This window comes from Marivivens sp. LCG002, from assembly GCF_030264275.1.
In the GTDB taxonomy this organism is placed as follows: Bacteria; Pseudomonadota; Alphaproteobacteria; order Rhodobacterales; family Rhodobacteraceae; genus Marivivens.
Window position 1 is genome coordinate 1,843,182 of the sequence record NZ_CP127165.1, and the last position, 23,552, is coordinate 1,866,733.

General features: G+C 56.9%; 23 protein-coding genes and 1 tRNA gene. 12 read left to right on the forward strand and 12 right to left on the reverse strand.

Annotated features, from left to right (window positions below; translation table 11 throughout):
- The first annotated feature begins 81 nt into the window (after window positions 1-81).
- Window positions 82-1,014: an alpha/beta hydrolase gene (locus QQG91_RS09125; protein ID WP_285769916.1), complete on the forward strand. Its 933-nt coding sequence runs from the start codon at window positions 82-84 to the stop codon at window positions 1,012-1,014.
- 195 nt (window positions 1,015-1,209) lie between these two features.
- Here QQG91_RS09125 and QQG91_RS09130 read toward each other — a convergent pair whose 3' ends face one another.
- Both QQG91_RS09130 and QQG91_RS09135 read right to left on the reverse strand, forming a co-directional pair.
- Entirely contained in the window at window positions 1,210-4,806 is a 3,597-nt protein-coding gene (locus QQG91_RS09130) for a CLIPPER-2 domain-containing protein (RefSeq protein WP_285769917.1), read from the reverse strand.
- A 364-nt stretch (window positions 4,807-5,170) separates the two neighbouring features.
- Complete coding sequence (locus QQG91_RS09135) at window positions 5,171-5,560, reverse strand: winged helix-turn-helix transcriptional regulator (RefSeq protein WP_285769918.1); 390 nt, start codon at window positions 5,558-5,560, stop codon at window positions 5,171-5,173.
- Between the two features lie 102 nt (window positions 5,561-5,662).
- Between QQG91_RS09135 and QQG91_RS09140 the strand changes: the two genes are divergently transcribed.
- Window positions 5,663-6,508: an SDR family oxidoreductase gene (locus QQG91_RS09140; RefSeq protein ID WP_285769919.1), complete on the forward strand. Its 846-nt coding sequence runs from the start codon at window positions 5,663-5,665 to the stop codon at window positions 6,506-6,508.
- A gap of 134 nt (window positions 6,509-6,642) precedes the next feature.
- Entirely contained in the window at window positions 6,643-7,539 is an 897-nt protein-coding gene (locus tag QQG91_RS09145) for a dihydrodipicolinate synthase family protein (RefSeq protein WP_285769920.1), read from the forward strand.
- Window positions 7,540-7,562: 23 nt separating this feature from the next.
- Here the strand turns inward: QQG91_RS09145 and QQG91_RS09150 are convergent, their stop codons facing one another.
- The 5 genes from QQG91_RS09150 to QQG91_RS09170 all read right to left on the reverse strand — a co-directional run bounded on the left by QQG91_RS09150 (window position 7,563) and on the right by QQG91_RS09170 (window position 12,059).
- Window positions 7,563-9,167 (reverse strand): saccharopine dehydrogenase family protein, encoded by a 1,605-nt coding sequence (locus QQG91_RS09150; RefSeq protein WP_285769921.1) that lies wholly within the window; start codon window positions 9,165-9,167, stop codon window positions 7,563-7,565.
- Window positions 9,164-9,613 (reverse strand): thiol-disulfide oxidoreductase DCC family protein, encoded by a 450-nt coding sequence (locus QQG91_RS09155; protein WP_285769922.1) that lies wholly within the window; start codon window positions 9,611-9,613, stop codon window positions 9,164-9,166. Before QQG91_RS09155 ends, QQG91_RS09150 begins: the two co-directional genes overlap by 4 nt.
- 109 nt (window positions 9,614-9,722) lie before the next feature.
- Complete coding sequence (locus QQG91_RS09160) at window positions 9,723-10,262, reverse strand: GNAT family N-acetyltransferase (protein WP_285769923.1); 540 nt, start codon at window positions 10,260-10,262, stop codon at window positions 9,723-9,725.
- A gap of 180 nt (window positions 10,263-10,442) precedes the next feature.
- A complete protein-coding gene (locus tag QQG91_RS09165) occupies window positions 10,443-11,330 on the reverse strand; it encodes a LysR family transcriptional regulator (RefSeq protein ID WP_285769924.1) in 888 nt (295 codons plus the stop codon).
- Window positions 11,331-11,453: 123 nt separating this feature from the next.
- Complete coding sequence (locus QQG91_RS09170) at window positions 11,454-12,059, reverse strand: hypothetical protein (protein WP_285769925.1); 606 nt, start codon at window positions 12,057-12,059, stop codon at window positions 11,454-11,456.
- 120 nt (window positions 12,060-12,179) lie between these two features.
- On the opposite strand from QQG91_RS09170, the gene QQG91_RS09175 reads away from it, so the two are divergent.
- Window positions 12,180-12,740, forward strand: a complete 561-nt coding sequence (locus QQG91_RS09175) for a TetR/AcrR family transcriptional regulator (RefSeq protein WP_285769926.1) — start codon at window positions 12,180-12,182, stop codon at window positions 12,738-12,740.
- 20 nt (window positions 12,741-12,760) lie between these two features.
- On the opposite strand, the gene QQG91_RS09180 is transcribed toward QQG91_RS09175, so the two are convergent.
- Entirely contained in the window at window positions 12,761-13,729 is a 969-nt protein-coding gene (locus QQG91_RS09180) for a sodium-dependent bicarbonate transport family permease (RefSeq protein ID WP_285769927.1), read from the reverse strand.
- A 124-nt stretch (window positions 13,730-13,853) separates the two neighbouring features.
- Between QQG91_RS09180 and QQG91_RS09185 the strand changes: the two genes are divergently transcribed.
- Window positions 13,854-14,762: a hydrogen peroxide-inducible genes activator gene (locus QQG91_RS09185; RefSeq protein WP_285769928.1), complete on the forward strand. Its 909-nt coding sequence runs from the start codon at window positions 13,854-13,856 to the stop codon at window positions 14,760-14,762.
- A 108-nt stretch (window positions 14,763-14,870) separates the two neighbouring features.
- Window positions 14,871-16,220 carry a flavin monoamine oxidase family protein gene (locus QQG91_RS09190; RefSeq protein ID WP_285769929.1) on the forward strand — a complete coding sequence of 450 codons (1,350 nt, stop codon included), beginning with the start codon at window positions 14,871-14,873 and terminating at the stop codon, window positions 16,218-16,220.
- A gap of 10 nt (window positions 16,221-16,230) precedes the next feature.
- Here the strand turns inward: QQG91_RS09190 and QQG91_RS09195 are convergent, their stop codons facing one another.
- Complete coding sequence (locus QQG91_RS09195) at window positions 16,231-16,566, reverse strand: DnaJ family domain-containing protein (protein ID WP_285769930.1); 336 nt, start codon at window positions 16,564-16,566, stop codon at window positions 16,231-16,233.
- 65 nt (window positions 16,567-16,631) lie between these two features.
- Entirely contained in the window at window positions 16,632-17,246 is a 615-nt protein-coding gene (locus QQG91_RS09200) for a TetR/AcrR family transcriptional regulator (RefSeq protein ID WP_285769931.1), read from the reverse strand.
- A gap of 113 nt (window positions 17,247-17,359) precedes the next feature.
- Here QQG91_RS09200 and QQG91_RS09205 point away from each other — a divergent pair, with 113 nt between their 5' ends.
- Window positions 17,360-17,674 carry a darcynin family protein gene (locus tag QQG91_RS09205; protein WP_285769932.1) on the forward strand — a complete coding sequence of 105 codons (315 nt, stop codon included), beginning with the start codon at window positions 17,360-17,362 and terminating at the stop codon, window positions 17,672-17,674.
- Window positions 17,634-18,389 carry an SDR family NAD(P)-dependent oxidoreductase gene (locus QQG91_RS09210; RefSeq protein WP_285769933.1) on the forward strand — a complete coding sequence of 252 codons (756 nt, stop codon included), beginning with the start codon at window positions 17,634-17,636 and terminating at the stop codon, window positions 18,387-18,389. Before QQG91_RS09205 ends, QQG91_RS09210 begins: the two co-directional genes overlap by 41 nt.
- Window positions 18,390-18,429: 40 nt before the next feature.
- On the opposite strand, the gene QQG91_RS09215 is transcribed toward QQG91_RS09210, so the two are convergent.
- On the reverse strand, window positions 18,430-18,930 hold the full coding sequence (locus tag QQG91_RS09215; RefSeq protein ID WP_285769934.1) for a helix-turn-helix transcriptional regulator: 501 nt from the start codon (window positions 18,928-18,930) through the stop codon (window positions 18,430-18,432).
- A gap of 222 nt (window positions 18,931-19,152) precedes the next feature.
- Here QQG91_RS09215 and QQG91_RS09220 point away from each other — a divergent pair, with 222 nt between their 5' ends.
- Both QQG91_RS09220 and QQG91_RS09225 read left to right on the forward strand, forming a co-directional pair.
- Window positions 19,153-19,788, forward strand: a complete 636-nt coding sequence (locus QQG91_RS09220) for a hypothetical protein (RefSeq protein ID WP_285769935.1) — start codon at window positions 19,153-19,155, stop codon at window positions 19,786-19,788.
- A gap of 135 nt (window positions 19,789-19,923) precedes the next feature.
- A complete protein-coding gene (locus QQG91_RS09225) occupies window positions 19,924-21,153 on the forward strand; it encodes an FAD-binding domain-containing protein (RefSeq protein WP_285769936.1) in 1,230 nt (409 codons plus the stop codon).
- Between the two features lie 60 nt (window positions 21,154-21,213).
- Here QQG91_RS09225 and QQG91_RS09230 read toward each other — a convergent pair.
- Window positions 21,214-21,303: transfer RNA gene (locus QQG91_RS09230), tRNA-Ser, on the reverse strand.
- A gap of 197 nt (window positions 21,304-21,500) precedes the next feature.
- Between QQG91_RS09230 and QQG91_RS09235 the strand changes: the two genes are divergently transcribed.
- Window positions 21,501-22,355 carry an SPOR domain-containing protein gene (locus QQG91_RS09235; protein ID WP_285769937.1) on the forward strand — a complete coding sequence of 285 codons (855 nt, stop codon included), beginning with the start codon at window positions 21,501-21,503 and terminating at the stop codon, window positions 22,353-22,355.
- 17 nt (window positions 22,356-22,372) lie between these two features.
- Complete coding sequence (locus QQG91_RS09240; protein ID WP_285769938.1) at window positions 22,373-23,551, forward strand: D-alanyl-D-alanine carboxypeptidase family protein; 1,179 nt, start codon at window positions 22,373-22,375, stop codon at window positions 23,549-23,551.
- The last annotated feature ends 1 nt before the right edge of the window (window position 23,552 follow it).

Here is a 23,552-nt window from a genome sequence, read left to right on the forward strand (position 1 = left end):
CTGTCACTTCGTATAAGAAGTCTCGCAAGGCTGGCTCAAATCTCACTCGCCACAAAGCTGCGGCATGCGTTGGGTCACAAAATGGCTGATGACTGGGACGCCGATATGGAAACTGGCGTTCGGTTTGTCAGGCACCAATTCACCACCGCCATGAAACACACCGACATCGCCCAAGGTCGTTTGCTGTTTGACAGCCTCCAGACCCAAACTGACGATGTCTATGAGGTGAGCGTTTCCGTGGCGAAAGGCATCAATGGACATTGGTATCACCCCAAGACCCATAGTCGGGACGTCACCGTGCTTTATTTTCACGGTGGCGGTTACACGTTCCATGGCGGCGTAAGCGGCCGTTTTGCACAGATGCTCGCGCACCATATCGGTGCTAAGGTCTTTGCCCCCGACTACCGTCTCACGCCCGAGCATCCACACCCCGCTCAGGCCGAGGATGCCATGACGGCGTGGGACTACCTCACCGATACAATTCCAGCGGCGCAAATCGTTGTCATTGGGGACAGCGCGGGCGGGCACATGGCCTTGATGCTGCTTCAGGCACTCAAGGCACAGAACAAATCACAGCCCGCACTTTGCATAGGACTTTGCCCTTGGACGGATATCGGTGCGCGCGGCGCAAGTCTTCATGAGAATGACAGCACGGATTTGGTCCAAGGGTGGATGGCGGTTCAGTTCGGTCGATGGCTTGACCCTGAAAACCGTTTCGGAAGAGGTGCCCTCTCCCCGATATCATATAACTACGTCGACCTTGCGCCTCTTTATCTCCAAGCAGGCGGGCGAGAGGTGCTGCGCGATATGATTATCGAATTCGCACAGATCCAAAAAGCGAACGGTGCGCAGGTTCGGCTCGATCTATGGCCGGACATGCCGCACGACTTCCAAGCCTATGACAGCTACAAACCCTCGGCCACAGCCGCACTCGCAAGATTGAATGAAGCGATCGATATGCAGTTGAGTGCAAATGAACTGCCTATGCAGTTGCAGGACATCACTCTGGTGTAAGAATTTGCGGCAGCCCGACGCGTAAACTCCTAGTCACATCGGAAGCAAACTCGGTGCCATTACCAGGGCGCGAATTCGCCGTGAGCAAGCTCGAAATGAAAAAAGTCTGCGCGAGAGGACCCGCGCAGACTATTCGAAGAAATCGGACGGTCGCGCCGTCCGATCTATGTTTTTGTCGTGAACTTAGGACCAGCCTTAGAACTTCACTTCGAGCTGGCTACCCACCGTAACCGAGCCGCCCTCGCCCGAACCAACCGAATGGGTCAGGGTGCCGTTGCCGTCGAGGATCGTCTGCTCTTCACGCACCGAGATGCTCAGAGCCCGACCGGTGCTGCTGCCCGAGTAATCGAGGCGCAGACCGAGATCCGTCTCTTCTTCGACACGATACGAAGTCGCGTCGAAGTAGATCCCCCAGCCGCAAGAAGCAGTGGTTGAACGGCTCGTCAATTCACAGAATGCGCGAGGAGCAATATCAAAGGTCCAATAGTCCTTGAGTTTTTCCTTTGCCGCTTCTTCATCGCCAAAGCTGAAGATGGCTTCTGCATAGACCTTCGCCGCGTTGTAAGCTGGAATAACCAGTTCACCCTTTGCGGTCAGGTTCAGGCGTTCTGCATCAAAGGTCACATTGTTGGCGCGAGCCAAAGCAACGTCGAACCCGAGACGCGGGGTGAGTTTGTAATCCCCCATGTCCTTGGTTCCGGAAACCGCAGCACCGCCAAACAGCGCGCCGTAGATATAGTTGCCGTTGGTATCGACATCGCCAAGATCACTTGCAAAACCGAGGGTAAAGGTATGAACACCCAAGGCTGCCGCAGCGTAGTAGTCAACGAAGATCTCATTATCGTTGGTGAAGGCGCCATAAAGACCAGCGTTCAGACCAAAGCCGGTGACCGAGCCGGTAAGACCCTTGCCGTCATCGATTGCCGAGTTGCTGAAATAACCGCCAAGGAATTTACCGCGGACTTCATCCTCGCTGACCAGACGTTCCCACTGACGACGTAGGTTGAGCATGGTCTCGACGCCGATCCCACGGGTAGATTTAATCGTAAAATCACCCTCGGTCAGTCGACGTTCGCCGGTGACGCAGTTGTTGAAATCAGCCGAGATAGTGCCGTCGATCGTGCCTTCACCGTTTTTGATATCGGCGTTACCGCTGACGTCGAGTTCATCTACGTCACCGCAAGGCAGGTCTTCATACCCCTCTTGGAGACGGAGAAGCGCACCGCGCGAAACTTGGGAAATCGAGGCTTGCTGCATGTCCACAGTGCGGCGGAAATCCTCGACCAACGTATCGGTGATGCGTTCTTTGACATCCTCGACAAGCTTTTCGGCCGAACAGTTCTGCATCGGGATGTTGTTACCGATCAGATAAGGATCGTTCGCAGCAACGATAAAGGTCGTGTAGTAGGCCGTCGGCGCGTCATTCGTGGCATCGCTATCCTTGAAGTTCGACATATAACCGGTCGAGCCATACTCGGAGTGACCGATAGACGCCGGGTTCCCGAGGGCTGCGAGCGAAGCAAGAGTTACGGTGCCCGACGACTTGTGGGTCGTGCTCGGGATACCGCTCTTGGGATAGGTCAGCTCCATGGTGTATGTGCCCGGCTGGGTCACGAACCACTGATACTGGCCATCCGAACCGTCCTTGACGATATTGATGCCGTTGCGATTACCAAGTGCGGAGTTCGTTCCGTTGGGTCCCGTTACCGAGATTGCACCACCCGAGAGAATGCGCCCGTCTTCCTGACAGTAGAAGTAGCCCTCAGGGTCATAGTCACTGGCATCGGGGATGCCATCGCCATCACGGTCTGCGGTATTGGATTCAAGAAGATCGTTCTTGCCGTCACCGTCAAGGTCCAGAACTGCGGGAACAAGGGTAAGCGCAGTGACAGAGCCATTGCCCGTTCCCGAAGTCGTATTGCCCGAGGACGACGATTCAACCGAGAACGTCGTGCCGCCACCTGTTGCAGTGATGGTTGCGATGTTTTCGATCCCGCCCGAGAGAATATCGATCTCGGTCACTTCGTAGTAAGCGCTATAGGTCCAGATGTCGCCAATTGCCATCGTGGTATCGTTGCTGACCAGACCAGTATCGGCGATCTTGGTTGGTGTACCGCCCGCAGGGAATGCCAATGTGGTGCCCGCTTTGTTCTTGAGCGTATCGGCAAGCGAGACAGAGGTCAGGATACTGTTGCTCGAGTTTTCAGCGGTGATCGTGTAATAGACGCGGTCGCCTTTTGAAAGGCCGCCGTTGCCGTCCATGTCAACGATACGGTTCGAGTCGATGCGGGTTTTGCCCGCAACAACGGTCGTCGTATCGATGATCTTGGTCACCTTGACTGCGGGTGCGGCGACCACGATCGAGCGGGATGTGAGTGCACCCGGATAAACCGAGGTCGTGTTCGTGATCGTCGAACCCGCAACGGGAGTTGTGGTGATACCCGTCGTTGCAGTGCCGCTAGAGGTGACGCCGCTGGTCGTGGACTGGAGCACATAGGCATTTGAGCTTGCATCGGTGTAGGCAAGTTCTGCGATGTTGCCGATAGCGGTATAGTTCAAGTCATCGGCCACCAGCGTGTAGCTGTAGGTCCAAGAACAAGTCTCACCTGCCTCAAGCGTGGCATTGCCCGCGGTCCCACCCGTGCAGGCGTTTGCGGTCAAGGTGCCAGTCCGCGCAACACTGGTAGAAGAGGTCGAGACAAACAACTTGTCCGATATCGAGTAGGTCAGCGCATCGACCGTCCCGATGTTCCGAGCCGTGATCGTGTAGGTCAGGTTGTCACCGACTGCTGCACCGTTATCAAGATCCGTTGTTGCAGGAAGGGTCTTGGAAAGCGTAATAAGCGGAACCGTTTGGGCCGTTGCGGAGACGATCAGTTCGTTAGTCGTGGCGTCCTGCAAAATCCAGTTTCCGCTGTTCACGATCCAAGCGTTCACATCGTAAGTGCCTGCAGGTACTTGCCCCACATTGAGCGACCAGGTCACTGCGCCAGATGCTGCACTAACTGTTAGGCCGTTCGACGTGGTATATACCTGATTGTTGAAGACAATCGAAATGGTCTCGCCCGACTGCAAAGTCGCAGAACCCGTCAGAACCACTCCGTTCGTTGTGTAATCGGTAGACGTCGTCACATAGAACTTGCTGTCGGCCGTGATCGGTCCAGAAGGCGAGTTCGTTTTTGCGAGCGCAAGATAGTTGTTCAAATCAGTAAGAACGCCGGAGCTATCACCAGAGACGTCTTCGCCCGCATCAAGTTGCCTGTTCGAGTTGGCGTCAGAAGAATTGACAGGCGTAAGACTCGCCGCCGTGTAGCCATTCATTATGACCACAATGTTCAAGCTGCTGAACCCTGAAGTCGGCGAAACTGTTTGGGTGTTTCCGCTGGAATCTTTGTAGCTCAATGCACCCGAGGCAGTCGGGTTGAAGTTGAAGGCAACAGTTTTGCCACCCTCTTTGTATTTACCGTCAAGACAGCCTGCGATTTCGGTCACGTAACCGCCCGCACGGATACGCAGACGACCGGGAACGTCGTTACCGCCCACACATGTGGTTGGGTCGGTCGTGTTGGCACTATCGTCTTCGTAAATATTCGTGCCCGAGACCTGGCTAAAGAAGCTGGTCGCGAGGCCAAAACTAGCAAAGGTTTGAACGTTCAAAGCATCAATTGTGTTGTTGCCGTCGTCGTCCCCAAAGAGACCGTCGGCAAATGGAACAATGAGCTCTTCGGCATGCGATGCAATCGGCGTGACTGCGATCAGCGCGCAAGCGGCAAGTCGGCGCAAAAATTTCATGGATGACCCTAGGTTACAAATTATCGCAAATTGCGAACACTAGGAACGGAGCGTTAGTGAGGAACACCTCACGCTTCAAATCTTCTGAAGGCTAACAAATTAGCACTTTCGTATATTTCTATAAAGAGATCGTTGCGCGGCTCAAGATGTGGTGACGAATTTGGCCAAAAACCCCAAATGCAATGCACATTTTGTTCCTTTGGCCGTCACTCCAAAGATCATGATCAAGATTTGGGATGGACAAAGGTCCTGACAGCCCCGCTCTGCTCACTGGGCTTCCGCTGTATTCATTAAGCCGATTGGCGAGATCACATGCTCGCCTCAGAGCGAAGATGGAACGCCTGAGTCAGCGCGGTCGCAAAGCCTATTCGGCCGCTATGCTACCCCGCACAGCCAAAATCTCACCCGTGTTTTCTTCGATCCAATCGGCAAGGACGCGCACGTGTTGGGCCACGTTTTCGCCCATGGGTGTGAGGCTGTATTCCACATGGGGCGGAACAACTTTAAAGTCTTCCCGATGGACAAAACCATCGGCCTCCAGCGTCTGGAGCGTTTGCGTCAGCATTCGGTCACTGACACCGCCGATCAGCCGCTTGAGCGCCGTAAAGCGGATCGTTTGCCCTTGAAGTGCGATGAGCGTCAACACCGCCCAGCGCCCCGTCACATGCTTCAAGATATCCCGCGAAGGACAATCATGGGCCTGCAGGTTTCCAACAAGTTTACCTGAACGGACGGCATCGCTGAGCTTCGGCATGTAGGTCCCTTGAAAAAACTTAATACTAACAAAAATGTATGTTCTTACTTTTCGTAAGTAAAGGTCTTAAGTCTGCTTCACAACAAAACAAGGAGAGACTGAATGACACTCGCAATCACCGGAGCCACTGGCCAGCTTGGCCGACTTGTTATCGAGGCCCTCAAAACAAAAGGCGTATCCGAAGAGATCATCGCCCTTGCCCGCAAAACCGCCAAAGCCGCCGATCTGGGCGTCACCGCACGCAGATTTGACTATGACGCCGAAGAAACGCTCGCCCCTGCCCTCGCAGGTGTCGACACGCTGCTCCTTATCTCGGGGAGCGACATCGGTCGCCGCGTCGCACAGCATGGCGCTGTCATCGAAGCCGCCAAATCGGCTGGCGTGCAGCATATCGTTTACACGAGCCTTCTGAACGCGCCCACGAGCACACTCGGACTTGCCGCCGAGCATGTTGCAACAGAAGAGCTCTTGGCGGCATCGGGGATTGATTACACTCTGCTGCGCAACGGTTGGTATACAGAGAACTACACGATGGGTCTTGGTGCTGCCGTCGCGCATAACGCTTTGATCGGAGCCGCAAAGGACGGCAAAATTTCCTCGGCAGCGCGCAAGGACTATGCCGAAGCTGCCGCCGCCGTTCTTGTCGATCCGGCACTATGGGGCAAAACCTATGAGCTTTCGGGGGACGAAAGCTATACGCTCTCGGATCTTGCCGCGACGCTTTCCAAGACAGTTGGCAAGGACATCCCCTATGTCGACATGCCAGAGGCTGATTATGCCGCCGCTCTGACGGGGGCGGGTCTTCCGGCCGAACTCGCAGCCTTCCTCGCCCATTGCGATGTCGAGGCCTCCAAGGGTGCGCTGTTCGCGACGGGTAACGAGCTTTCCACGCTTATCGGTCGCCCGACCACTCCTCTTGCAGAGGTCGTTGCGGCAGCAGTTAGCTAAACCAAAGTGGCTGGAGGGCCCTGAAATTCAAAGGGCCCTTTTGTCAACTACGTGTCGCGAGTGTGCTTGTGAGCATTCGCCCTTGGGTGTTACCTTGGCTACATTCCAATAGCCTTTGAGCAAAGGATATTCCTGTGACACTCTTCAATGGTCTATCCGCTTTCCCCCTCACCCCAACGGACGAAAGCGGACAGCTCCTTCTCGAGCCTTTGCACAATGCTCTCGAAGGGATCGTTACCGCCAAAGTCGACTCGATTGGGCTCTTGGGGAGCACCGGAGGCTATGCCTATCTGACCGAGCAAGAACGAAAGCGCGTGTTGAAGGTCGCTGTGGACTATGTCGCGGGGCGACTGCCCCTTATCGTGGGGGTCGGCGCGCTCACAACCCGAGCTACCTTGGATCTCGCCAAGGATGCGATGGAAACGGGCGCGGACGGCCTGCTCCTTGCGCCGATGTCTTACCAGCCTTTGACCCAGGAAGAGGTCTTTCAACACTTCAAAGCGGTGTCCGAGGTTGGATTACCTCTTTGTATCTACAACAATCCCGGCACCACCAAATTTTCGTTTACTCCCGAGCTGATCGCGAGAATTGCCGAGTTGCCGAATGTTGCAGCCGTCAAAATGCCTTTACCTTCGGATGGCGATTTTGCGGGAGAGCTGGCGCGGCTCAGGGCAATGGTGCCGAACCATTTCGCAATCGGCTATAGTGGGGATTGGGGCGCCAAAGAGGCCCTCCTCTCTGGTGCGGACAGCTGGTTCAGCGTGATCGCGGGGCTCTTGCCCGAGCAGGCGCTCGCCCTTGCCCGTGCGGCCCAATCGAGGAACCAGCTAGAAGCCGAGCGCATCGACCGCGTTTTCTCGCCCATGTGGTCGCTTTTCAAGGAATTCGGAAGCTATCGCGTCATGTTCGCGATTGCCGATTGCCTTGGTCTTGGGACTTTCTCCCCGCCACGCCCGATCCTACCCTTGGCCCCACAAAACTACGAGCGCGTCCAAGAAGCACTCTTGCCGATTTTGAAGTTGACGAGTTAGCCACGAAATGTGCCCCGTGGGGATCACTTCGCCCCGTATTGAGTTTTCATAGGTTCCAAGTCACCTGTGTAATGCACCAACAATTTTCGGGTTATCGGCGCTGAAAGTTTGATGTCGAAATGAAAACGGCCTTCGTGGACGTTTTCCCGCGCTTCGGAGATCGGCAGCAACCATTTCGGCAAGGGAAATGGGCCGAGGCGGCCAGAAAGGATCGGGTAATGCAGCTCGTTACCTTGAACGTTCAGACCGAGAAGGAAATGAAAGAGGCCAAAGCTTTCAGTTACGCCTTCGGGCGTCGCGGAAAGTAGCGAGCGAAACCGCCTCCCCCCGAAGTTGCGGTGCCAAGTTTCGCCGCCTTGGGTCAGCTCTTTGGTGACCTCGACCTCGGTCCCATCGGCGGACGGAGGAAAGCCGAAAATCAGCGCCAAGGCTCGAGCAAAGAGGCTATCGCCGCGCCGCACGTTGGCGCGACCCTTCCAACGACTGATATCTGCAGTCTTGTGCGTCGCCTGAATAGCCTCGGGCAGTTTTTCAAAGTCTTCTTTGAGGACATGAGAGAGGAGCGGCACAAAAGGTTCGTTCACCCGCTCAGTTCGAACCTTGAGGTCGGACATCGCAGCTTCGGCGTCGTCCAGAGTGATCGCTTCCAACGCGGGACCAGCGACGAAAGGGAGACCTTCCCGTCGCAATAGCGCACGCACGGCGATTGCAGGTATAAAAGGACCATCCCCATCCTCTGCCAGAAGTCGCCAGAACCGACGCTCTTCCCCGACGACCACCATGACAGACATGCCGCCTCGTCCACTGCCAAAGGGCGAGAGAAGATCGGCGGCAAACTTGAACCCGTGGAGAACAGGTCGATTGATCGGGATCGGAACGATCTGCCGCAGAAGCGCAAACGCCCAGAGCCCATAGCGCATGACCCCAAGCTCTAGACCTGCGCGGAAATGAACGCTCTCTGCTTTGAAATGCGCGGGGAAAAGCGTCAGATCGGGAACCGAAATCTGCCAGCCCTGCCGCGTGATCCCGTCCAAAAGTTCATAGGTCTTGGGACCCGACCAACCATTTGCACGGGTCCATGCGCCACCGCGCCAAACCTTCATCGGACGACCTGCTTGCGAGAGGATCGACGCCATGACCGAAAGCCCACGCGGACTTCTATTGCCGGGAAGGATCGCGCTATCGATGACGCGCGGTATCTCGCTGCCTACAAGCGCGCGGACGGCCGCACTTGAAAGCGCAGGCACCGAAGATAGGCCCGATATCGCGCAAAGACCCTTCTCTTTGGCAAAGTCATCCAGTTGCGAAATGCTGACGCAGAATTCGGCATTGTCCGAAAGGTCGAGATAGTGCGCCCCAGCCTCCAAAGCCGATTTCGCCAGACGATAAGGATCAGAGCCATAGGCGTGAAACGGTCCGGCAGCATCGACCAAGACATCAAAGGCCCCTAGCCCGCTCAAATCGCCGTTTCGATCAAAACGGAGCGCATGACACCCGAGCCTCTGGGCCAGCCCCTCTGCCGATTTCAGGTTTCGACCCGCGATCGTCACCTCGTGACCATCACGCACCAAGAGCTCGGCAAGGCGTGAGCCGAAAACCCCTGCACCGCCGACGATCAGCACCTTCATTGAAGCAGTCTTTTCTGAAAGAGCAGATCTGGCAGCGCACACATATCCGCTTTGCCAAAGAGCCGATAACGATTGCGCGCCACAGACCGATAGAGCCAATCGCGGACCGGTCTTGGGAAAACACGGAAAAGCACGGTAAAACGTGCCCACCCTCCCATCCGCTGACCTGCTTGGATAACCGCCTCCAGATCGACAAAGGCGCGCCCCTCGTCAAGAAAGAGCCAACTCACAGGATCGCTCGGATCAAGCCCATAATGTCGAGCAAGTGCCGCGCCCAAAGGAGATTGGATCGGGCAGATCCGCACCTCGCCGCTTTTGTCCAAACGATGCAAAAGACGGGCGCTCCAGCTGCAGAACGCGCACTCGGCGTCCATCACAGCGACAGGCGCATAATCGTCAAAAGACGGGACAGTCGGATCATCACGAAATGAAAAGGCTTTGTACATAATATAGGCACTATCAGCGATGGCCGGATTTTGCACAATGCCAAAGAGAAGCTACGCAGGAGGCCTTGGCTTGCGGTCCCAAAGAGGTTTCGCTTCCAAGTAAAGAACCTCACCAAAGCGCAGGATCATCGAATGCCGCCACACATCGCGACGGCCCTTTTATGGGGGCTAGAGGGACATCTGTTAACGACTGGGCGATCCATCCTTCTGGCATACTGAGAGGCTGAGGAGCGGGCAAATCTACCTCGGACACTGGCAGGAAGCCAACGCGGCCATAATAAGCAGGATCGCCATAAGTCACCACGATATCCACGCCCTCTTTACGCAGAAGATCAAGGCCATGAGAGATGAGCCGCTGCCCGACGCCTTTGCCTTGGTGCGCGGTTGCGACCGCTACAGGCGACAACATGAAGACGCAACGCGAGTCATTGGGAAAGCTGAGACGCGTGAAAAAGATCGTGCCCAGAAGCTCACCCCTGTCCCAAGCCGATACACCGCGAAGATCCTCTGCAGGGGTTTCGCGGATCAACCGAGTGGCAAGCGCACCAATCAGCGCCCCCTCGTCGTTACCTTCGGATGCGGAAAATGTTGCTTTGAAATGCTCTGTGATCGCCGCAGCATGTGCCAGAGTTTGCGTCGAGAATTCCATTAAGCGCCTCCTTGATACTCAAACGAATTATGCCTCAAAAGATTATAACAAGTGCGGCGCCGACTGGAGCGTAGCATCGGTCATCACGATGGTTGCAGCCGCGCCGAACATTTAAGTGTCAAGCGGCGCACCTATGCGACAAACCGAAAGAGAGCCCAGCTCTCGGACAAGCACGCTTTTTCAATTCGCGACAGGAAGACGTTTTGCCTCGGCCAAGAGAGCCGAAAGAACAGGCGTGCGTGGGTCGCTATGGGGCAAGATCAAACCGACCTTCTGGAGGCGCGATTGGCCATCAATTTCGACCAGCGAAAGATCCTTATCCGCAGATAGAAAGCTCGCGACATCTTTCGGCAGGACGGTCATGCAATGCCCCGACGCCACACTTGAGACCAAAGCGATGATGGAATTGGACTCGATCGATGTCTTAGGCGTCACGCCGTTCTGAGCGAAAAGCTGGTTTATGATCCTGCGGTTCTGCATATCGGGCGTCAAAAGTGCGAGGTTCTGGCCTTCCAGTTCGGACCAATTGATCTTGGCCTTCGCCGCGAATGGGGACCGACGCGCGCACACCAGAATATATTTCTCTTGATATAACTCCGCAGTATCCACACGCCCAAGCGGCTCGTTTTCAAGATAGGAGATCCCTGCGTCCGCCTCGAAATCTTCGAGCATCTGGAGGATTTCGCGTGAATTGCGAGACAAAATGGTGAACCTGACATTCGGATGACGCTGGGCAAAGGACGAGCAAAGCCGCCCCGCCCAGGTTTGCGCGGTCGGGATCACGGCCAATCGCACCTCTCCCGACAGGCCCTGCTGGCTGAGCTTCATGCGATCGCGCAATTGGCGTGCATCATCGACAATACGCTTGGCCCATATCAGGGCGGTTTGTCCCTCGGGCGTCAACCCGCCGAAACGCGAGCCGCGATGGACGAGCTGCACACCGAGTTGCGCTTCAAGTTGCTTGATCCCAGCCGAGAGGGTTGGTTGTGCAATATTCAACCGCTCGGCCGCGCGACCGAAATGGCCTTCTTTGGCAAGAGCGATGAACATTTCCAGCTTGTCGATCACGATAGCAAATCCCGATTGAAAACAGTCGTATCAATCCGTCAAATTCACCCAAAAGTAAAGCGGAAGCCACGACGTCGGCATGACCTCGGGATGGTCCGATAGGGTGGCACTCAATCGCGAAACTCAAAAACCTGTCGCTTCAATATAGGCGACATAGGGTTCGGGCAACTCTATCGGAAAGAACGCACCGCTCAGCGTCGCAACAAAGGCGACGGAGAGCACGACACTGCCGCACAGAATTGACCAAGCCAATCGCGGCATCCGTTTTCGCACTGCAATAAATGCCGCGAAGTGAAGGAACAGCGCACTCATCCCGAGCGCATAATACGGCATGAAATAGAGCGCATGAGGCGCCCTGCTGACGACCGATGCGGCCCAGTAGATGTTGGTGTCGACATCTTCCCACGAGAGCCGCGTCCACAATACCGCACTTATATGCTGCGTGAGGAAGGCAGCCATCACAAGCCCGCTCAGGCTTTGCATGCGCAGCCAGAACCGTTTCGGCCATCCCCGTTTATAAAGCAGCTTCAAACCAAGGACGATCTGCGCCAGAACTCCGAGCAAGAGCAGGGGTTCGACAATCGGGTGACGGTAGATCACCCTTAGGCTCTCCTGTACGGCGAGATGGCTTTCAACGCCCAAAAACAATGCGAAGTGGTTGCCGATATGAGCGGCGACAAAGAGCAAAACCGCGATCCCGAGAAGTCGGTGTGCTTTTTGAGTTGTCATGATGCCCCCAAGTTCGCGAACCCGTCCAGATATCTAAGCTTTTCGGATCGCCTTTGATTTCCATACCCTCAGGTATGGCGAGTCCCTTGCACCTGTCAATACCCTTGGGTATGGTGCGACATGGCGCAGGAAAAACTCTCGAGAGACGCATGGCTGGCCGCTGGGTTCAGGTCGCTTGCCAAAGACGGCCCAAAGGCGGTGCAAATCAACAACCTTGCCAAAGAGCTTAGGGCAACCAAGGGATCGTTCTATTGGCATTTCAGAGACATAGGCGATTATAAGGAGGCAATGCTTGACCTTTGGCGCACCAAGGTCGCCTCTGAGGTCGTGGAAGACATCACCGCCCAGAGCACGCACGAAGCAAAGCTTGAGGCTCTGTTTTCCAATGCGACCCGCCCCCCGCCGCCCGACTATGGCGGACGAAAGATAGAACCTGCGATGCGGGCTTGGGCATTGACGGATAAAGATGTCGCGGCGGCCTTGGCCGACCTCGACGCGCTTCGGTTGGGGTTTCTCAAAGCCCTTTTCGACGACCTCGGACTAGAGGGCAAAGTGCTCTCGGAACTGGCCTATGGCGCCTATATCGGCCTTGATGATCTCCAATCGAAGGAGCGCATCGACAGCACGAATGCCTTTGCGCTCCTCAAGTCGATTGTCCTCGCTATGGCCGAGAAGACATAGAGCGACGGAACGCTTAGACCTCAGACCCAACTTGCCAGCAAATAATATAGCGGCATGCCAAAGGTCAGGTTGAAGGGAAAGGTCACGCCCAAGGCGAGCGTCAGATATATCCCTGATTTCGCTTGCGGAAGAGCAAGGCGGATCGCGGCAGGCACGGCGATATAGGATGCCGAGGCACTGAGCACCATCAGGAGGAACGTGCCACCCGTCGATAGCCCGACGAGCGCCGCCGCCGCAAGACCCAAAAGGCTCCCAACCATCGGCATAGCGCAGCCAAACGCCAGCAAACCGCTCGTAATGTCCTTGCGGTTCGCCATCAGGCTCCGACCGGCCGAAAGCCCCATATCCAGAAGAAACACCGCAAGAACACCGGTAAAGGGCACGACGATAAAGGGATGCATGTCTGCTAGACCCTTTTCACCCGTGATCGCACCGATGCTGAACGACCCGATCAGCAAGACGATGGACCCGTTGCCGAGGATGTGCCGCCAAAGCGAGCTATCAACAACCGAGACACCGCCCATCCGTGCCGCAATCCAAAGCGCCGAGATGATCGCGGGAACCTCCATAACCGCAGCAACGGCCACGAGATAGCCTTCGGACGCAATCCCCCGTGCTTCAAGGAGGCTCACAGCGGTGACGAAGGTCACAATCGAGATCGATCCATAGTGCCCCGCGACAGCGGCTGCATTCAAACCGTCAAGCCGCGTCATGAGCCTCAACAGTCCATAGGCCGCAAAGGGCAGAACAAACGAAAGCACTATCCCTGCAAAGAGCGAGGCGATAAGTTGGGCGTCGATCCCGCTTTTGGCGACCGCGGCGCCACCTTTGAACCCGATCGCCATGAGAAGATAGATCGACATAATCTTGGCTGCACCCGCAGGGATCGAAAGGTCGCTGCGTGCAATGGCGGCAATCAGGCCGAGAACGAAAAACAAGATGGTGGGCGCAAGCAGGTTGGACGCGAGCGAAGCAAGCGAGAGATCCATGGCACTTTCTTTCGGATTGGGGGCTTTAGAAGCCGGATCACGGTCAATTCGTGACGCGATATCCATTGAACCAAACATAATTTCAAATATAACATAGCTATCATTTAGATAGCTTGAGGCTATAATGCGCCCCACCCTTCGCCAGCTTGAGTATATCGTTGCCGTCGCCGAAACCGGCCAGATCGGGCTCGCTGCTGCGCAACTCAACGTCAGCCAACCCAGCCTTTCGGCACAGTTGGCCGAGGTCGAGGCGGACCTTGACACAACCCTTTTCATTCGCGGACGCGCGGGGGCCAAAATCACGCCCGTCGGCGAAGAGATCGTGCGGCGCGCGCGGCAAATTCTTCATGAACTCCAAGACTTGCGGGCTGCGGCGCGCGGCGGAGGCATCTTTCAAGGTCGCTTGCGGCTTGGGGTTTTGCCGTCGATAGGTCCCTATCTCCTCCCTGGTGTTGTGCGGCGATTGCACGAGGAACACCCAAGTTTCCGACTTATCGTTCGCGAAGAGAGCACCCGTGATCTTGACGAAGGATTGCGGAGCGGCAGGCTCGACATGATCATCTCGACCCCCGAAGACCATCCCGGATCGCGGATCGCGCCGCTCTTTACCGAGCGGCTTTGGGTTGCGCTTTCACTAGACCATCCGCTCTTGCGACTTGGGCGCCCCCTCGCCTTGGGAGACCTCAAAGGGCAAACTCTCCTCACCCTTGGATCGACCCACCGCCTTTCGCATATTGTGGCGGGACTTGCCGCGCGTGCTGGCGGCCGCGTCTCTGACGAATACGAAGGAACGAGTCTCGATGCCATCCGCCTGATGGCCGCGACAGGCGCTGGGATCGCAGTGCTCCCCAGCATATATGCAGCCACCGAAATGCGTCGCAATCCTGATGTGAGCCTCCATGCGCTCGAAGACCCTGCCGCAACCCGAGACATTGCCCTGATCCAACCCCCACTTCCCGAACCACGCCCCGGAAGCGAGGTGCTCGCCGATATTCTTAGGCGCGAGGCGCAGGATTTATTGCGGCACGGATAAAGCTGACCCACGAGGTGGGACGTTCCACCAAGAGGCGAACTGCGCTAAGTTGCGGCGGCGGAAGATTTTCCGACAGGTGTTACTCTCATTCCATTCAGGGTTTTGAACATGGGCAACTTCAGGGTCAGGCGCAATCTGCTCAAAGGTCTTGGAGCCGTTGGCGCTTTGGCCCCTTTTTCCCATGGTCTTTCCGCCAAAGAAAAGCAAAGCATCGTGATCATTGGCGCGGGACTTGCCGGATTGTCAGCCGCGCGCAGCCTGCAAGATGAGGGTCACGACGTCACCCTTCTCGAAGCACGTTCGCGGATCGGAGGGCGCATCCACACTTCGCGGCTTTGGCCCAAGTTGCCCCTCGATATGGGCGCGAGCTGGATTCATGGCAGCCGTGGAAATCCGATAACCGAGCTCGCGCGCGAAGCTAGCGCCAAGGTCGTCGCCACGAGCTACGAGGCTGCAATCCTCTTGGGTCAGAAAGGAGGGGAAATCCGCCCCGATATGCATTCCGCTGAACTAATCCTAAGTAACGCGCTCAAGGCGACAGAACGTCTGGACGGCGATATATCCGTGCGAGCGGCGCTCGAAGCCTCTCCCGCTTGGAAAGCCGCCTCACAGGATGTGAAGCGTCTCGTAGACTATCTTATCAACAGCACGCTGGAACAGGAATACGGAAGCCCTGCGCATCAATTGTCTGCGTGGTATGGCCAAGAGGCCGAGGTCTTCAGCGGCGAGGACATGCTCTTTCCAAACGGATATGACCAGATCACAACCCATCTGGCCAAAGGGCTCGATATTCGCCTCTCGGCGGAGGTGTCCGATATTGCGGCAGGATCGGTTCGGCTGAGCGATGGAACAACAATCGCCGCTCAAAAGGTGATCTGCACGCTCCCACTCGGCGTCCTGCAATCGGGACGGGTTCGCTTTGCCGACCCTTTGGCGCCCGAGCGGGAGGCGGCAATCCAAGGGTTGCGGATGGGCCTGCTAAACAAATGCTGGCTCCGGTTCGAGCGTGTGCATTGGCCTGACGATGTGGACTGGATCGGTTGGCTCGGCCCTGAAGGCGGGTATTGGGGCGAATGGGTCTCGCTCACCCGATCTCTCGGGGCACCCGTGCTCCTCGGCTTCAATGCCGCCGATGCCGCTTCGGACATCGAAGGATTGGATGATCGCGCGACCATCGCCGCCGCATGGGAAGCACTGCGCGCCATGTTCGGAACAGGCTTCCCCGCCCCGATCGCCGCGCAGGTCTCGCGCTGGGGACAAGACCCCTATTCACTCGGGAGCTATAGCTTCAATGCTGTCGGCATAGGGCCTGATACCCGCCGCAATTTGGCAGGAGTGGACTGGGACGGACAGATTTGTTTTGCGGGCGAGGCCACCTCTGCCGAATATTTTGGAACGGCACATGGCGCGCTTCTTTCGGGGCGCGACGCAGCACGGGCGATCATGGCCGAGCACTAAGGCGGATTTCTCAAGACCCCATGAAGCGCCGCCGCGCTTCGACCGCAATGTTGTATCGCTGTTGCAAATCCGCGATCAGAGCCATGGCGACACGTTTGGCGTCATCCCCTTGGGCATCGCGGTAACTCTGCTTTGCCGCCTCAAGCAGTTTCTTGATCTTGAATTCCTCTGGCAAAGCGCCCGCTTCGGCCATGATCCGAGAGGCGACAGCGGTCGCCATATCGACAAAAGCCTCACTCGAACGATCAGGTAGAGGCTTACCTTCCCCCTCCAAGCCTTGGAGTTTTCCCTCGGCAAGGGCCTTTTGAATTTGCCGTTCGACAAGTCGGTCAAAGGATTGGGTCATCAGTGAAGGCTCCACGACTGGTCGAATACAGTCAGTATGCGCCAGAGCATCGCTCTCTGCCACAATCAACTTTGTGGTCGGTCCGCTTCTATGCGTGGGTTCAGATACCCGAGGACAGCACGCTCGACACGCTCCGCAAGGTCATGCTGCGGGAGCACCCCCTCGGCGGCAGCATTGATTAGTGCACGAGAGATCAGAACTGCGGTCAGAAAGTCGGTTTGGTCGCAATGTCCGAACTGATCGGCAAGAAGCTCCGCCGACCGCTGCGCGGTTGCCTCGGCAAGGCGCATAGCTTCTGCGTCGAGCGCCAAGGTGCTCTCGATCCTTTCAAGCGCAAGCGCGAGGTTCGGCCGTGCGAACTGGTGTTCGATCCCAACCTTGATGAGCGCCGCGAGCGGATGCGGGGACCCTTCGGGAATGGCGCGCAGGCGATCGAGCAGCAATTTCCGTTCCCGACGGATCAAAGCAACAAGGATCGTCTCTTTGTCGGGGAAATATTGATAGAGCGTTCCGACGCTGACGCCTGCACGCTCAGCGATCCGGTTGGTGTTAAGAGCTGTCGTTGGAAGCTCTTCCAAAATGCGAGCAGCAGCCTCCACGATGGCGTCACAGGTGGCAATCGCACGGCTCTGACGCGGTGTTTTACGGGGCTCCGGCGGGGTTTCAAAAGCGCGCGGCAAAGCCTTCTCCAATGCGAGTATCAAAACATGAGCTTTTGCTCGACTATAACCAATATCGCTTCAAGAACCACTGAAAAGGAATACCGATGCCAACCCCTTCGGACCCCCACGCCTTGAGCGTTTTTCTACTTGTCCAAGCTCGCCCTTCTTGGCTGGCTTTGTCCCGCGAGGATCGCCGCACACTTGGTGCTCAAGCGATGCCCACGGTGGCAGAGGTCCATGTAAGACAATTCGACTGCGAAGCGTTCAGCGCGTTTTGTTCGGACATCTGGATGCTCTCGGTGCCATCCCCCCGCAGACTTCATGCGGTGATCGAGCGGCTTCGGGACACGCCGCTCTTTGCCGAACCTTACTTTGACCTCGTGGCCATCCTTCCCTCGATCGAGAATGGCTGGCAAAGCTATGAAGAAAGCCTCCGCCATGCTTGAAGCCCGTCCCATTATCGTCACGGGAGCGAGCCGCGGTGTCGGCTTGGAACTGACCCGCCAACTGATCGCTTCGCGTCAGAGCGTTATCGGCGTCGCGAGGCAGCGTCCGGAAATTCACGCTTCGGACCGCTTCCAGTTCACCCCCTGTGATCTTGCGGACCGCGAAGCCGTCATGCGCTTGATCCATGATCTGATCGAGCTGCGCCCGCGCGGGCTCATCAACAACGCGGCCATCCAGACCGAGAAGGATTGGGGGTCCCTTTCACTCGAAGAAATAGCGGCGGGCTTTGCCGCCGAGATTCAAGTCGATCTCCTCGCTCCGATGCACCTGAGTTACGGCCTCCTAAACGTGATCAAACACGCCGAGGATGGTTTTATCTGCAATATCAACAGTGCCTTGGCCCTTGCTCCGAAAGTGTCTGCGCCTGCTTATTGCGCGGCAAAAGCCGCACTCAGGAATGCAACAGTGTCGCTTCGCGGCTCCACGCGCGGTTTGCCCAATTTATTGGTGAACGAAACATATTTGCCGTTGGTCGACACCGACATGACCAAAGGCAGAGGACGCGGCAAGATTTCGGCTGAAGCTGCCGCCAGTGCGATCCTAAATGGCCTCAGAAGAAGACAGACCGAAACGTGGGTCGGTCAAACCCGTCTGTTGCGGCTCCTTTGGCGGCTCGCGCCGTCTCGGACAAGTCGACTTCTTCTTGGTGCATAGCCGCACACCGCAAACGGATGCCAAGCGTCAAAGTCTGCGATCAGGAAGCAGGCTTACCGTCGAGGAATTCGTCGATGATCACACTCATAAGTTCGGTCTTCGAGCGGACGCCGATCTTCCTGAAGATCGAGGTCGATTGCGTCTTGATGGTTCCCTGTGCGGTGCTCCGCGCCGAAGCGATCTCGGCAACGCTGAGCCCGCGAATGATCAAAAGGGTCACATCGCGCTCTGCAAGAGTGAGACCCCAATCCTCGAACTTGTTTTGCAGCACCTCGTCAAAGTTTCCACGCAACATCTGGATGGTGTCTTTCGTGGCCTCTGCCTCGGCCCGAAGCAGGAGGTGATAGGCTCTGAGTGTGACGACGGCATAGCCCAAACCCGTCACCGCCAGGACTTCGAACACAAGATGGACGAGGTCCGAGCGCGTGTAGGATAGCCCCCCAAGAACGTGTGCAGAGATGTCGGAAACGACATCAAACCCGAAGAAGGCCATTGAACTCAAAAGTATACCCATGCCGGCAAAAACGGCGTTTCGGCTCATAGGACGATGGTCCGATTTCGACCAAACCTGATTTATTCTCATATTTTCAGAACCTTGGAAACGCATACGACTTTGGATTATGCGCCCCCAATAGCACCGATACAAGCCTTAGTCCTATGGAGAGTTTGGAGTAGCGAGGTCATCTTCAACCCATCACCGAGCAAGATGCCGAACGCGTCAAAGCTCGGCCCCAATATGGAATACGACCCGAAAGGTAAGAAGATGACAAAACTGAAATTGACCTCCGCGCTGTTCTCATTCGTGATGTTAACGACCCCTGCATTCGCTCAGGATTTTGTCGAAGCGAAAATCCAAGAGCTTTTCGCACAGGGCTATACCCATTTCGAAGTCTCTCGTGGCCTGTTCCGCACGCAAATCGAGGCCTACGGTCCGAATTACACCAAGCTCGAACTTCAATTGTCGAATTCCGACGGGGCAATTGTAAGCGAGCGCGCCCAGATCGAAAGCGAAACCGATTATAGCCAAAACGTTCAGAACATCACCCAAACCCAAGCAACGGTGCGCGAAGAGTATCGCGAGAGTGACGATGATGCCTTCGACGCGAATGACGATGACGACCGCACCGAAACCCGCTCGGAGTATCAAGAGAGCAACCACGCCGATGATGACAATGGCGACGACGGCCACGACCGCTATGAATTCAGCGAGAATAGTAGCTCAGAAAGCGACGATCACTCGTTCAACACCAGCTCGGATGATCACTACGAAAGCAGCGACAACGATCACAACGACGACGGTGGCCACGACGAAAGTGATGACGACAACGACGACGGTGACGACGACCACGGGAATGACGACCACGGGAATGACGACCGTGGGCACGATGACGACGACTGATCACTCACCTTACCCGCGAAGCCTCCTTCTTTCCTGAGAACGGCTTTGCTGTGAAAAAGCCGCGCAGTGTTGACGAGAGTTGAAACTGCGCGGACGCGCCTTAGCTCCAGCATCGTCAAGAACGATGTGGGCAAGATGAACACCATGATCCCGACCAGAGCCGCAGGCGAAGAGATCCTTGCTGCATTCACGCCCCGCATGGGGCGGCGCTATGCCAATGGACGCAACACGGATCATGGCCCCGGTCAGCACAAAGCCGTGTCGGTCCTCTCCCCTTATATCCGCCGCCGACTGGTGCTCGAAGAGGAAACCGTTGCCGCAGCGCTCGCGGCCCATGGCCCCATCGATTCCGAAAAATTCGTCCAGGAAGTCGTCTGGCGAGGATATTTCAAAGGATGGCTCGAACATCGCCCCCAAGTTTGGGCCAGCTATCTCAATGGCTTGGAGGCCGACCTGAATGCCATCGAGCTTGATCGCAGGCTCAAACGCGACGTGACCCGTGCGACGGAGGGACAAACCGGACTTCCCTATTTTGACGCTTGGGCAAGCGAGCTTGTCGAGACGGGGTATCTGCATAACCACGCCCGCATGTGGTTTGCTTCTATCTGGATTTTCACACTCGGACTTCCCTGGAGGGTCGGTGCGGATTTTTTCTATCGCCACCTTCTCGACGGCGACGCTGCCTCGAACACGCTTGGATGGCGGTGGGTTGCCGGCTTGCACACTCGTGGCAAGCCCTACCCCGCGACTGCGCAAAATATCGCAGCCTTCACCGCAGGACGTTTCGATCCGCGCCAGAGCGATCTGGCGGAGGTCACACAAGGCCTGGAAGCAACAGAACCCGACGGGCTTCCAAGCCTTCACCCCCTTCGAACACCCATTTCACCAAAGACAAGCCAGCCGACCGCTTTGCTGATCACCGACGAAGATTGCAGGATCGAGGATTTCGATCTTTCGGCTATGGATATCAGAACGACCGCCACGCTTCAGTCGGGTCTTTTGCGCTCGCCCCTGCCTGTCTCGGATCTCGTGCTTGAGTTCGAAAAAGGGGCACTCAACGACACTGCGACCCGTCTCGGGATCACGCCCGTCAGACTGACCGCGACCGATCCGGCCGCCCTCGTCCGTTGGGCCAAAGAGGCAGGCGCCACCCAAATCGTAACCCCCTTCATCACGCGTGGCCCGCTGCGCGACTGGTTGGACCAATCCGAGCGCGCCCTGGTCAAAGAAGGCATCGCGCTCTGCGAATGGCAGCGACCCTGGGACAAAGCGATCTGGCCCTATGCCACAGCAGGGTTCTTCAAGGTCAAACAGAAGATACCCCAGATTCTTGAAAGGGTGGGGTTGAGCGAGGCATTTTCCTGATGTTCACGAGAAGCCAACTTAGCCTTTGGGCTAAAGTGTATCCGAACTAAAAGCAGGAACTGGCGGAAGCGGTGGGATTCGAACCCACGGTAGAGTTTCCCCTACGCTGGTTTTCAAGACCAGAGCCTTAAACCACTCGGCCACACTTCCGTTGCGGGCGGGCATACCCAAGGCAGTGCGATTCTGAAAGGTCCAATCACACCTTGGGGAAATCCGCGCATCCCGCTTCTTGCGCACTTTCAATAACAGGTGCCTAGCGTTATGATCGCCAAAGATAGCGAGACCAATCGCAAAAACAAAGAAGCTCCGAGCAAAGCGTGAGCTTCATTCGAGGCAATGAGAGACACATGACGAGCAAACTGTCCCAACTTCTCAAAACCACGGCAGTCCCTGCTGTTGCACTCTTTGTGCTGGCGGGATGCCAGGGTGGCGGACTTCCCTTTGGCCAAAGCGATGCGACGCCAAGCGATGCACCCGCGCAATCGGTGCAACTGGTAGAGCGTGACATCGAGGCTCCCGAAGTCTTTCAAGTGACCGAAAAAGGCCTTTGGGACGGTCGTCCGTCTCTCGGCGGTGTTTGGGTTGCGCACCCCGATGTGCTCGACCCCGAGCGCGTGATCATCCGCAACCAGTCCAACGGCAAATTCGTGATCGGTGCGCTCTTCCGCCGCGAACGTGAAAACCCCGGCCCCGCACTTCAGGTGTCGTCGGATGCGGCTGCCGCGCTCGAGATGCTTGCCGGTGCGCCTGTTGAGCTTCAAGTCGTCGCTTTGCGCCGCGAAGAAGTGACCGAAACGGCGAATTCGGCGGTTGTCGATTTCGAAGCCCCGACCGAAGTGACCTCGACCGCACTCGATCCGGTTGCAGGCGCTGCCGCTGCGATTGACGCCGCCGAAAGCGTTCAAACGAGCGCAATCGATGCTCCGCCCGTTGTGGCTGCGCCCGTTGCACAGCCTGCCAGCAGCACGCTGACCAAACCCTATATCCAGCTTGGCATTTTCAGCGTCGAGGAAAACGCGACCCGCACAGCCGACCAGATGCGCAGCGCGGGCATCGTTCCGACGGTCAAGGAGCAATCGAGCCAAGGCCGCGCCTTCTGGCGCGTGATCGTCGGCCCCGCCTCGACCGAAACCGAGCGCGCCGATCTCTTGGCCAAGGTCAAGGGCATGGGCTTTGCCGATGCCTATGCGGTGACGAACTAAGAGGAACCCAAGAACCGATGTCCGTGATCCCTGCCCTTCGCACTTTTGCCTATGCCGTCGTTTGTGTCGTCGCCGCTGGCGCGGCCCTCGCCCAGTCTTTCGAGACGCCCGCTCGCGCGGCCTATGTCTTTGACCAGACGACGAACACCGTCCTTCTCGACAAGAACGCAGACGAGCCCTTGCCGCCCGCGTCGATGTCCAAACTCATGACGGTCTATATGGCATTCGAAGCGATCGCATCGGGGCGTCTGGACATCAACGAAGAGCTGACCGTCTCGGAACATGCCATGTCCTACACCGGATCGAGCATGTTCCTGCGCTCGGGCGAACGGGTTCGGGTCGAAGATCTCCTTCGCGGGATCATCATCCTTTCGGGCAATGACGCCAGCACGGTGATCGCAGAAGCTCTGTCGCCGGATGGAACCGAGGCCGGTTTTGCGCGCATGATGACCGAACGGGCAAAACAGCTCGGCATGATGAACTCGACTTTTGCAAACTCGAACGGCTGGCCTGCCATCGGGCAGCGCATGTCGGTCCGTGACCTTGGTATTCTGGCCGACCGACTGATTTCGGACTTCCCCACATTCTATCCGCTGTTTTCGGAGCAAGAGTTCCTGTTCGACGGTCGCGTGCCCTCGAACAGCCAGAACCGCAACCCGATCCTCGGTCTGGGACTGGGCGCTGACGGTCTCAAGACAGGACATACGATGGAAGCAGGCTACGGCCTTGTGGGATCGGCCAAACAAGGGGATCGCCGCATCATTTTCGTGATCACCGGCCTTGAAAGCGCCGCGCAACGGGCCGAAGAATCGAGCAAGATCATCAATTGGGCGTTTCGCCAGTTCGCCCAGAAGAACGTAGCTCGCGCCGGAACGCGTCTTGCTGATGCCAGCGTCTGGATGGGGGAAGCTGCAACCGTCGGGCTCACTGTCGCCGAAGACGTGAACCTTCTGGTCCCTGCATTGGGCGGCAACGACTTTGATGCCCAAGTGGTTTTCGATAGCCCGATTTCTGCGCCTGTTGCTGCGGGTCAGCAACTCGGCGAATTGGTTATCACGCTTGAAGGTCTGCCTGAAACCCGCGTCCCGCTAGTGGCGGAAAACGCAGTGGCGAACGGCGGCTTCGGTGTCAAACTCTCGACCGCGGCCAAGGTCATCCTCGGCAAGCTTCTGCCCGAGGCAGAGGTCGAAGGCTGAT

Excerpts from the sequence above, each read along its gene's own strand:
- QQG91_RS09125 (WP_285769916.1), top strand. The coding sequence starts at position 82 with ATGGCTGATGACTGGGACGCCGATATGGAAACTGGCGTTCGGTTTGTC.
- QQG91_RS09130 (WP_285769917.1), bottom strand. The coding sequence starts at position 4,806 with ATGAAATTTTTGCGCCGACTTGCCGCTTGCGCGCTGATCGCAGTCACG.
- QQG91_RS09135 (WP_285769918.1), bottom strand. The coding sequence starts at position 5,560 with ATGCCGAAGCTCAGCGATGCCGTCCGTTCAGGTAAACTTGTTGGAAAC.
- QQG91_RS09140 (WP_285769919.1), top strand. The coding sequence starts at position 5,663 with ATGACACTCGCAATCACCGGAGCCACTGGCCAGCTTGGCCGACTTGTT.
- QQG91_RS09150 (WP_285769921.1), bottom strand. The coding sequence starts at position 9,167 with ATGAAGGTGCTGATCGTCGGCGGTGCAGGGGTTTTCGGCTCACGCCTT.
- QQG91_RS09155 (WP_285769922.1), bottom strand. The coding sequence starts at position 9,613 with ATGTACAAAGCCTTTTCATTTCGTGATGATCCGACTGTCCCGTCTTTT.
- QQG91_RS09160 (WP_285769923.1), bottom strand. The coding sequence starts at position 10,262 with ATGGAATTCTCGACGCAAACTCTGGCACATGCTGCGGCGATCACAGAG.
- QQG91_RS09170 (WP_285769925.1), bottom strand. The coding sequence starts at position 12,059 with ATGACAACTCAAAAAGCACACCGACTTCTCGGGATCGCGGTTTTGCTC.
- QQG91_RS09175 (WP_285769926.1), top strand. The coding sequence starts at position 12,180 with ATGGCGCAGGAAAAACTCTCGAGAGACGCATGGCTGGCCGCTGGGTTC.
- QQG91_RS09180 (WP_285769927.1), bottom strand. The coding sequence starts at position 13,729 with ATGGATCTCTCGCTTGCTTCGCTCGCGTCCAACCTGCTTGCGCCCACC.
- QQG91_RS09185 (WP_285769928.1), top strand. The coding sequence starts at position 13,854 with ATGCGCCCCACCCTTCGCCAGCTTGAGTATATCGTTGCCGTCGCCGAA.
- QQG91_RS09190 (WP_285769929.1), top strand. The coding sequence starts at position 14,871 with ATGGGCAACTTCAGGGTCAGGCGCAATCTGCTCAAAGGTCTTGGAGCC.
- QQG91_RS09195 (WP_285769930.1), bottom strand. The coding sequence starts at position 16,566 with ATGACCCAATCCTTTGACCGACTTGTCGAACGGCAAATTCAAAAGGCC.
- QQG91_RS09210 (WP_285769933.1), top strand. The coding sequence starts at position 17,634 with ATGGCTGGCAAAGCTATGAAGAAAGCCTCCGCCATGCTTGAAGCCCGT.
- QQG91_RS09215 (WP_285769934.1), bottom strand. The coding sequence starts at position 18,930 with ATGAGCCGAAACGCCGTTTTTGCCGGCATGGGTATACTTTTGAGTTCA.
- QQG91_RS09220 (WP_285769935.1), top strand. The coding sequence starts at position 19,153 with ATGACAAAACTGAAATTGACCTCCGCGCTGTTCTCATTCGTGATGTTA.
- QQG91_RS09225 (WP_285769936.1), top strand. The coding sequence starts at position 19,924 with ATGAACACCATGATCCCGACCAGAGCCGCAGGCGAAGAGATCCTTGCT.
- QQG91_RS09235 (WP_285769937.1), top strand. The coding sequence starts at position 21,501 with ATGACGAGCAAACTGTCCCAACTTCTCAAAACCACGGCAGTCCCTGCT.
- QQG91_RS09240 (WP_285769938.1), top strand. The coding sequence starts at position 22,373 with ATGTCCGTGATCCCTGCCCTTCGCACTTTTGCCTATGCCGTCGTTTGT.